The organism is Massilia sp. UBA6681 (genome assembly GCF_002454935.1).
In the GTDB taxonomy this organism is placed as follows: Bacteria; Pseudomonadota; Gammaproteobacteria; order Burkholderiales; family Burkholderiaceae_D; genus Telluria; species Telluria varians.
The window spans coordinates 1-9,007 of the sequence record NZ_DKJX01000113.1 but is presented as its reverse complement, the minus strand read 5'-3'; the positions used below and the strand labels follow the sequence as shown (position 1 = coordinate 9,007).

The following is a 9,007-nucleotide window of genomic DNA, read 5'->3' as shown; positions in this document are numbered from 1 at the left end:
CGGCGCCGCAGCAGTCCCAGGCCCAAGGGCCGGCCCGGCCGCCATCGCAGCCGCAGTCCGGACCCGGCATTCCGCCGCCACCCGGCGTCGGCCGCGCTGCGCCAGCGGGTCCGACGCCGGCCCAGCCACCGCGGCGCGCGCCGATCCGGCTGCGCTGGTGGATCGCCGCGCTGGCGGCGCTGTGGCTGATCTGGGTCATGGTGCGCCCGGAGGGCAGCCGCATCGAGCGGCGCATGGAACGTGCGGTCGCGCTGGCCGTCGAGTGCAAGGCCAGGGACGCGCAGGACGAACTGATCGCGCTGCGCAGCACCCGCGCCACGCCCGAGCAGCTGCGCCAGGTGCAGCAGTCGCTCAACAAGGCGGCCGCCGACTGCACGCGCGCCGAGCAGCGCGCCAGGGCCTGGCTTGACGCCTCCGGCGCGATCAAGAAACTGCGGCGGGCGCGCGCCTACGACAAGGCGCTGGCCAGGCTGGCCGTGTTCACCAAGCGCTGGGGCGAGGACGACCAGACCCGCGCCCTGCGGCTGGAGATCGTCGACGAGCGCGAGCACCCGCTGGCCGATCCCTCCCGCAACGAGTGAGCGGCTATCCGAGCCAAGCGTCAGCCACGTTTTTCGGCACCGGTGTATGCTGGCCGGCAAGCAGACAGCTGGAGTCAACGATGAAAACGAGCATGTTGAGCACGCTGTTGCTGCTTGCCGCGCTGGCAGGCTGCAGCCGTGACGAGGAAGCGATGGGGCCGGCCCAGCGCGCCGGCAAGGCGCTGGACGAGGCCGGTGCGAAGGTCTCGCGCCAAGTGGACCAGGAACTGGCCAAGGTCGACCGCGCGACCGAAGAGGCGCGCGAGAAGGTCGTGGATGCCACCCGCGACGCCAAGGGCGGCCTGAAGCGGGCTACCGAGGAAGTCGGCAAGAAGGTCGAGAACGCGGGAGAAAAGATCCAGGACGTGGTCGACTGAACCGACGGGCCGCGTCGTTCTCAGGCAAACGCCGCCTTGTCGACATGTGCGTGGTGGCCCGGCAGGAGCGACAGCACATCGTCGAACGCGACGGGTTTGTTCAGGTGATGTTCGATCCCGGCCGCCGCCGACCTGGCGCGCGCAAGCTCGTCGCTCCAACCCGTCAGCGCCACCAGCCGCGTACGTTCATCGAGCAGTCCCGACTCGCGGGCGCGGATGGCGACCTCGTATCCCGAAATATCGGGCAAGCCAATGTCGAGAAACATGACGTCTGGCCGCCAGCCTCCGAGCGTGGCGAGGGCGCTCGCACCGTCATGGGCGAGCGCGACGGTATGCCCCTCGGATTCGAGTAGCGCTTGCAACATCTGTGCCGAATCAACATTGTCGTCGACGATCAGGATCCGGCTTCCGGCAGGGCCGCAATGGATGGCATCGGTGGACGGTGCGGCGGCCGGGATGGCTTCGGCGAGCGGAAGAACCAGCTCGAAACGCGCTCCCTGTCCGGCCCCATCGCTGGCGGCGGTCAAGCTCCCGCCGTGGGCCGCAACCAGGTGATGCGATAGCGCCAGCCCAAGCCCGAGCCCGCTGTTGCCATGCATGCCGCTGGCATGTTCCTGGCTGAACAATTCGAACAGACGCGGCAGCATGGCGGCCGAGATACCGCGGCCGTTGTCGCTGACGACCAGTACGGCCTCGGCGCCGCGCAACTCGACGGCCAGCGCGATGCGTCCGCCCGGCGGGGTAAACTTGAAGGCATTGTGCAGCAGGTTCGACACGCACTGCGCGATCCGGACCGCGTCGACCCGGACCGGTAACGCGAACGCGGGGATGGTGGCGCTGAACGCATGCTGGCCGGTGTCGATCATGGGCTGGCAGGTCTCGATCGCACTGTCCAGTACCTGGCGTAAATCGATATGCGACGGGCGCAGGTGCAGCTTGCTGGTGTGGATGCGCGAAACGTCCAGCAAGTCGTCGACCAGACGCGTCAGCTGTCTGCTCTGGCGGTCGATGACGGCGGCGGCGCGCCCGATCCCGGCGTCGCGCGACGAGGCGCTGATCAATTGGGCGGCCGTGCGGATCGGCGCCAGCGGATTGCGCAGCTCGTGTGCCAACGTGGCAAGGAATACGTCCTTCTGGCGGTCCGCTTCGCGCAGTTCCGCTTCGCGCGCCATCAGTTCGCTCTGGCTGGCGCGCAGCTCTTCCCCCTTCGCACGCAGCTGGCGCATCGCCTTGGTCATGAGGTGGATGACGATGCAGTCGATGACCAGGATCCCGGCGAAGAATACCAGGGCGATCAGGTCGCTCTTCGGCATCAGGTGCAGGGCTACGGGAGGTCCCATGAAGAATGCCCATGCAGCGACCGTGCTCAAGGCGGCGACCAGCAGGCCGGGTCCCAGTCCGGTCAGCCAGGCCGCCAGCAGGACAGCGGGGAAAAAGGAAAGGAAGGGAAATCCGCGCGCGGGCAGTACGCCGATCAACAGGAAGCGTACCCATAGCGCCAGGGCGAACAGGGCGAGGGCGATACCATAGCGCAGGGATTTGCGGGTCGTGTCGATGCTGTGGAAAGGCGAAAGGAGCGAGGCGAGCATGGGAGGAGGGCAAGGCGCGCCCGCTGGTAAATATGCCAGTGTAGAGGGTCGACGCGCTTTTTGGAACAAGCTTATCTATCGTGCGCAGCGTCGCAGCGGGACGTTTCAGGTATTCAGGCGCTGGCGCGCAAGTCAGCCTGGCTCCCCAGCACGGTCGACATCCTGACCTGTCCCTTGCGCCAGGCCTGTTCGAGGTTCTGCTCGATCTCTTCCACGCATACCTGCGACGCATCGCCGAAGCCCTGCAGGCCATAGGCGCGGTTGCGTCCGTGCGCCTTGGCCAGGTAGAGCGCCATATCCGCCAGGTTGACCGCGCGTTCCCATGGCAGCAGCACCCCGCCGCAGCTCAGCGGGAAGGGCACGAAGCCGATCGACACGTTCACGCTCAGGGTCTGGCCGCCGTGCGCGATCCTCACCGCCGACACGCCGTCCAGGATGCGCTGCGCCACTTCGTCCAGGCCCGCACGCGGGATCGACGGCAGGAAGGCCAGGAATTCCTCGCCGCCCCAGCGCACGATCATGTCGGTCTCGCGCAGGATCTCGCGCAGGCTGGCGGAAATCGCCGTCAGCACCGCGTCGCCCGCCGCGTGGCCCCAGGTGTCGTTGATGTGCTTGAAGTGGTCGGCATCCAGCAGGAACAATGCACCGCATTGTTCGGGCGCCGCGACCTCCACCGGCGTCTCCGGCTGCGGCATGCGGAGCATGGTGTCCAGGAAGTGGCGGCGGTTGTACAGCCCGGTCAGCGGGTCGCGCACGCTCTGCTGCTTGAGTTCCTTGTTTTTCTCGTGGAGCTTGGCGTTGGCCTGGCGCACCTTGCGGTACAGCAGGCCGACCACGACCGATGCCAGGGCGAACACCGCCGCCAGCAGCCACCAGACGCGCTGCTGCAGGTGGTTGACCTGGTTCTCGCTGCGCAGCAGCTCGATCTCGCGCTCCTTCTTCTCGGTCTCGTATTTCTCCTGCAGGTCGAGCACGGCGCGCTGGCGGCGCTTCTCGAACAGCTCGTTCGAAATCCTGCGTTCGCGATGGTAGGCACGCAGCGCGCCGGCCAGGTCGCCGGCGCGCTCGAGCGCCTGGCCGTATTCCACCAGCACGGCCTGCAGCTGCGGCTGGTCGCCCAGGTTCTCGTAGGCGCTCATGCCGGCTTCGATATGGCGCTTGCCTTCCTCCAGGCGGCCGGTGGCCAGATAGGCCTGGCCCAGGTTCAGGCGTGCGGTCGCTTCCAGCCCGGCGTTGTTCAGCGCGCGCGCCGCCGTGATGGCCTGCTCCGCGAAGCGCGCGGCATCGCGGTAGTCGCGCAGTTTCAGGTAGCAGTCCGACAGGTTGACCAGGGTACGCGCCACCATTGCTTCGGCGCCGAGCGAGCGCTCGATCGCCAGGCTATCTAGCAGCGCCTTCAGGCCGCGCGCATACTGACCGGTGTCCACGGCCAGGCCATACTCCGCGTGCTTGAGGGTTGCCATGCGCCCCGGCGAATCGGTTTTGCGCGCAGCTTCGATGGCTTCGGACAGCGCTTCGAAACCCTTGTCATACGCGCGCATCTGCGTGTACAGCCGAATCAGCGCGTTGAGCGACATGACGATCTGGGTCGGATCGCCATGCTTGCGCGCCAGTGCCACTGCGGCCTGCAGGCGTTCGAGCGCTTTTGGGAAATTTCCTTCCTCCGCATACGATTCACCCCCAGAAATCGTGGCGCGGACTTGCAGCTCGATATTATTCGTCCGATAAGCGAGCCGTTCGGCCTCCCAGTGATAACGATGCGATTGCGCCAGCTCGGAACGACGATAAGCCATGTATCCCTTGATTAGCAACCCTTTGGCAATCGCTTCATCGGCGCCGTAACGGCGCCCAAGGGCCACCAGCTCGTTGGACACGGTCTCGGCGGCCTCGTGTTTACCGAGACCGTAGTAGCCGTGCGATAGCTGATTGAGGAATTCGATGCGCTGGGCGAGAGGCGCCGCCCGTCCCTCCGGCTCGGCCGCCAGCAGCAGCGGCAGAGCGCGCTCTGGCACGTACTTGTTGAGCTCACGGATTTCCGACAGCCGCTGCGCCAGCGGCACAGAGGTGTCCGCCTCTGCGCCGGTTGCAAGGGATGACACCATGCACAGCGCCGCGGCGAGCACGAAACTACGCGAGCGCGCCAGTGATCGGGAGAGGGATGAGGGCATGGAAAGGTCTCGGGACAGCGGAAAATCCGTCTTTTTGATTCAAACCATTATATTCCTGTTGCAAACCGGAAATTCAGTTTCTCTTCAAATTTCACCAAAATGACACATATGCATAGGGAATAAAATCGATTCTCATTGGCGCTGTCCTCCTTAGCTATGGATGACTCCGATCGAGAGGCGCAGCAATTGCTCCACCGTCGTGATCCGTCCGCCATCGAGCGCCCGGCGCCAGCCCAGGTAGTTCGGCAGGTAGCGCGAAGCTACTCCGCGGAAGCGGCTCAACCACTGCCGGAAGCGCTGGTGGTAGGCATTCACATTCTGCACATGGATGGCTCCGGCAACGGCGCGGCGTACCCGCACGCCCGCACGCAGGTTCACCGCCTGGTGTGCAATGCCATGCTTGCGGGCGAAACGGCGATACGCCGCATGGGCGTCGCTGACCAAGAGCACCTGCCGGTCGAGCCGGGACAGCAGATGGCGCTCCAGCTGCGCAACCGTCAAGGCGCCACGGCCGACCACGGCATCGACGGTCTGGCCACTGCGGTCGCGCGCCACCAGAATACAGTCGAGCTCGCGTGAAATGCCGCGCTTGCTGGCCCGGCCGCCACGCCGGCGTGCTGGGCGGTCCAGCTTGCGCGCGCCTTTCTGCGACTCCAGCATGAACATTTCGTCAGCCTCGGCAATGCCGCCCAGGGGCGTCGGCTGGGCATGCCTGGGGCCCTCCAGGAAACGGTGCCGCCAGCGAAAAGCGGTGTTGCGGTGCACGCCGATCTCGCTGGCGGCTGCGCGCACCGATTTCGAGTCGAGCACGGTGCCCAGGTAATCGAGCCATTTTTCACGTAGCCGCAGCCGCGCCAGCGGCGTGCCGCTCAGATCGTTATAGGTGCGACCGCAGGCGCGGCAGCGGTAGCGCTGCAAGCCGTTCGCTTGCCCATGCCGGTAGTAAGGTTCGCAGGCGCAGCTGGGGCAGCGACGCGACGCTCCGCCGATCTGGCCGATGAGGGCGATCACCTGGTCCAGCCCGGCAGCGGGATGCAGGGCAGCCAGCGTCTGCAGGCGCTGGGGCAGGTTCAGTGCAGGGAGTCTGGCAAACCACTTCTTGAAATACGGCGCGCGCATGGTTGTTCCCGTCTGTGGTGACAGGCATTCGACCAGGAAGCAGCTCAGCAGTTCCGCGCTCATCCATAGTTAAGGTTGACAGCGCCTTCTCATTTGGCATTCGCCCCCTGTTTTCGACTGCTTGTCGCAAACGGCTGGAGCCGGCACCAGGCCTTCCCTATAGTCGCCCCAACAACAATGCGAAGGGGGAGACATGCTGGAACTGCACGCGGTAAGCAAACAATTCGGCAAGGACGTGAAAGCGGTGGACGGCGTCTCGCTGTCCCTGGGCCAGGGCGTGGTCGGCCTGATCGGCCATAACGGCGCCGGCAAGTCGACCCTGATGGGGATGATCGCCACCTTGACGCGCCCCAGCAGCGGCCAGATCCTGTTCGACGGCTGCGACATCGTGAAAAAGCCGGACGCGATCCGGCGCCGCCTCGGCTACCTGCCGCAGGATTTCGGCGTCTACCCGAACCTGAGCGCGTTCGAGTTCATGCAGTACTTCGCGGCCCTCAAGGGCGTGCGCGACGCTGCGCGGATCCGCCGGCTGCTCGAGCTGGTCAACCTGCACGACCAGGCGCACCGGCCCGCGGCCTCGTTCTCCGGCGGCATGAAGCGCCGCCTGGGCATCGCCCAGGCCCTGCTGAACGACCCCGACATCCTGGTGGTCGACGAGCCCACGGCCGGACTCGACCCGGAGGAGCGGCTGCGCTTTCGCAACCTGCTCGCCGAGCTGGGCTTCGGCAAGCTGGTGATCCTGTCGACCCACATCGTGTCGGACGTGGAGAGCATCGCGACCGAACTGGCGATCATGCGCGCCGGCCGGCTGGTGGCGCACGAGACGCCGGATGCGGTCCTGCGGCATGCGCGAGGCCGGATCTGGAGCGCCAGCGTGCTTGACGCCGACTATGCGGCGCTGCGCGAGCGCGTGCACGTGCTGCAGGCCCAGCGCCAGGAAGGGCGCATGCTGCTGCGCATCGCCCACCCCGAGTTGCCCTGCCTGGGCGCGGTCAATGCCGAACCGAGCCTGGAAGAAGCCCTGATGGCGCAGCGCTATGCCTTGCAGGCGGAGGCGGCATGAGCTCGCACCCATTGTTCCTGCTGGCGGCCAACGAGGTGCGCCTGCGCCTGCGCCGCCTGTCCACCCTGGCGGCGGTGCTGGCGGTGGTGGCGGTCACCTGGGCCATGATCAGCGATGTCCGCAGCGGCAGCAGCCTGCTGGTGGTGGACGGTGCGCGCGTGCTGTACACCAGCTCGGCGCTGGCGCTGGGCAGCGCCGTCATGGGCGCCCTGCTGTTCAGCCTTGCCGGCTTCTACCTGGCGCGCGGGCGCACCGGCGAAGACCTGAGGAGCGGCATCGGCGGCGTCATCGGCGCGACAAGGGCCGGCGACGCGCTGCTGGTGGCCAGCCGCTGGCTGGGAGCGGTCGGCTCGCTGGTGCTGCTGCTTGGCGCTTTCATGCTCACTACCCTGGCCTGCCACCTGCTGCGCGGCGAAGGCCCGATACACCTCCTCGTCTACCTGCAGACCTATGGCTTGCTGCTGCTGCCCATGGCTTTCTTCTGCGCCAGCTGCGCCGTCCTGTGCGACAGCTGGAGCCCGCTCATGGGCAAGGCGGGCGACCTGCTGTATTTCGTGGTGTGGATGTCGATGCTGTCGCTCGGCGCGGCGGTGGAAGAGGGCGGCGCGGCGTCCACGCTGGCCTGGCTCGATTTCACCGGCCTGGCGCACGCCATGAACGGCCTGCGCAGCCAGGTCGACACGCAGGCCCTGGGCATCGGCATGATGAATTTCGATGCGGCGCTGCCGCCGCACACCCTGCCGCAATGGATGTGGACCACGGCCATGGTGCGCGACCGCTTCTTGTCGGCTGCGCTGGCCCTGCTGCCGCTGCTGCCGGCGGTCCTGCTGTTCCACCGCTTCTCGCCGGACCGCGTCAAGGCCGGCAGGGCGCGCCGGCGCCGTTCGCCCCTGGCCCTGCTCGACGGCTGGCTGCGTCCGCTGGCGCGGCTGGTGACGCCCTTGATGCGCCTGGCCGCGCGCACCCCTGGCCCGGGCGGGCAGGTGCTGGCCGATGCCGCCCTGGTGCTGGTGTCGGCGCCCAGCGCGATCCTGGCGCTCGCAGTCTGCTTCGTGGGTGGCCTGGTGCTCCCAGGCGTGGTCCTGCCCGGCCTGCTAGCCGGCGCCCTGGTGTTCTGGGGCATCCTGTGCAGCGAAAGCACCACGCGCGACAGCAGCGCCGGCTGCGAAGGCCTGAGCGCCGCCATGCCGGGCGGGAGCCGCCGCCGCTTCCTGCGCCAGTGGGCGGCCGCACTGCTGCTCGGCCTCCTGTTCATGGGGCCGATCGCGCTGCGCTGGAGCCTCGTGGAGCCGGTGCGCGCCTTCGCCCTGCTGGGTGGCCTGGTGGCGCTGTCCGGCTGCGCCGCCCTGTTCGGGCAGCTGAGCCGCACGCCGCGCCTGTTCCTCGGCCTGTTCCTGTTCGGCTTCTACGTGATGATCCAGACCAAGGGCATGGCCATGATGGATGCCGTGGGCTTGCACGGCGACGCCAGCCTGCAGTCGGCCGGCGGCTTCCTCGCGGCCGGGCTGGCGGCGGTGGCGGCCGGCATCGCCTGGAGCCGGCGCGGCTAGACCTTGCGAAGGGTGCAGGCGCCTGAAAACGGACGGGCTATACTTGGCCGTCCCGTTCCGACGCGAGGTGATGCGATGTGGAAAACACCCTGGTTCCGCTGGGGCGCCGTGCTCGGCTTTGCGCTCGGCGGCTTCTTCGACGGCATCCTGCTGCACCAGATCCTGCAGTGGCACCATTTGCTCAGCCTGGTGCCGGGCATCGACGACCTGCGCATGCAGGTGCTGTGGGACGGCTGGTTCCATGCGCTGATGTATGTGATCGCGCTCGCCGGCCTGGCCGGCCTGTGGCGCCTGCACCGCCGCGGCACAGGGCAGTGGGGCTGGCCGCTGGTGGGAGCGGTGCTGGTCGGCTTCGGCCTCTGGCACGTGGTCGACACCTTGCTGTCGCACTGGCTGCTGCAGATCCACCGCATCCGCGTCGACAGCGACGATCCGCTGCTGTGGGACCTGTTGTGGCTGGCGCTGTTCGGCCTGGCGCCGCTCGCACTCGGCCTGCGCCTGCGGCGCCACGGTGGCGGCCCCGGCCTGCAGGGCACGGCCGCGATGCTGGCGCTGCTGGC

At 67.6% G+C, this 9,007-nt stretch carries 6 protein-coding genes and 3 pseudogenes; 5 read left to right on the top strand and 4 right to left on the bottom strand.

All coding sequences use genetic code 11. From position 1 onward, the window contains the following. Positions 1–581: pseudogene (locus tag B2R83_RS21385) on the top strand (hypothetical protein); the annotation flags it as partial. 80 nt (positions 582–661) lie between these two features. Then, complete coding sequence (locus tag B2R83_RS21380; RefSeq protein ID WP_229445986.1) at positions 662–958, top strand: hypothetical protein; 297 nt, start codon at positions 662–664, stop codon at positions 956–958. 20 nt (positions 959–978) lie between these two features. On the opposite strand, the pseudogene B2R83_RS24075 reads toward B2R83_RS21380, so the two are convergent. The 4 genes and pseudogenes from B2R83_RS24075 to B2R83_RS21365 all read right to left on the bottom strand — a co-directional run. Next, positions 979–1,746 (bottom strand): annotated as a pseudogene (locus B2R83_RS24075) (hybrid sensor histidine kinase/response regulator); the annotation flags it as partial. A gap of 168 nt (positions 1,747–1,914) precedes the next feature. Next, positions 1,915–2,547, bottom strand: a pseudogene (locus tag B2R83_RS24070) (sensor histidine kinase); the annotation flags it as partial. 113 nt (positions 2,548–2,660) lie between these two features. Then, on the bottom strand, positions 2,661–4,715 hold the full coding sequence (locus tag B2R83_RS21370) for a tetratricopeptide repeat-containing diguanylate cyclase (RefSeq protein ID WP_292044796.1): 2,055 nt from the start codon (positions 4,713–4,715) through the stop codon (positions 2,661–2,663). A 150-nt stretch (positions 4,716–4,865) separates the two neighbouring features. Then, the gene (locus B2R83_RS21365; protein ID WP_292044802.1) at positions 4,866–5,834 is read right to left on the bottom strand and encodes an IS1595 family transposase; all 969 of its coding nucleotides are present in this window, start codon (positions 5,832–5,834) and stop codon (positions 4,866–4,868) included. Between the two features lie 193 nt (positions 5,835–6,027). Between B2R83_RS21365 and B2R83_RS21360 the strand changes: the two genes are divergently transcribed. The 3 genes from B2R83_RS21360 to B2R83_RS21350 form a co-directional block, all read left to right on the top strand. Beyond that, positions 6,028–6,897 carry an ABC transporter ATP-binding protein gene (locus tag B2R83_RS21360; RefSeq protein WP_209587617.1) on the top strand — a complete coding sequence of 290 codons (870 nt, stop codon included), beginning with the start codon at positions 6,028–6,030 and terminating at the stop codon, positions 6,895–6,897. Then, positions 6,894–8,447: a hypothetical protein gene (locus tag B2R83_RS21355; protein WP_292044794.1), complete on the top strand. Its 1,554-nt coding sequence runs from the start codon at positions 6,894–6,896 to the stop codon at positions 8,445–8,447. Before B2R83_RS21360 ends, B2R83_RS21355 begins: the two co-directional genes overlap by 4 nt. A gap of 75 nt (positions 8,448–8,522) precedes the next feature. Then, positions 8,523–9,007: DUF2243 domain-containing protein (locus B2R83_RS21350; protein ID WP_292044792.1), on the top strand; the 485-nt coding region annotated here is incomplete at its 3' end.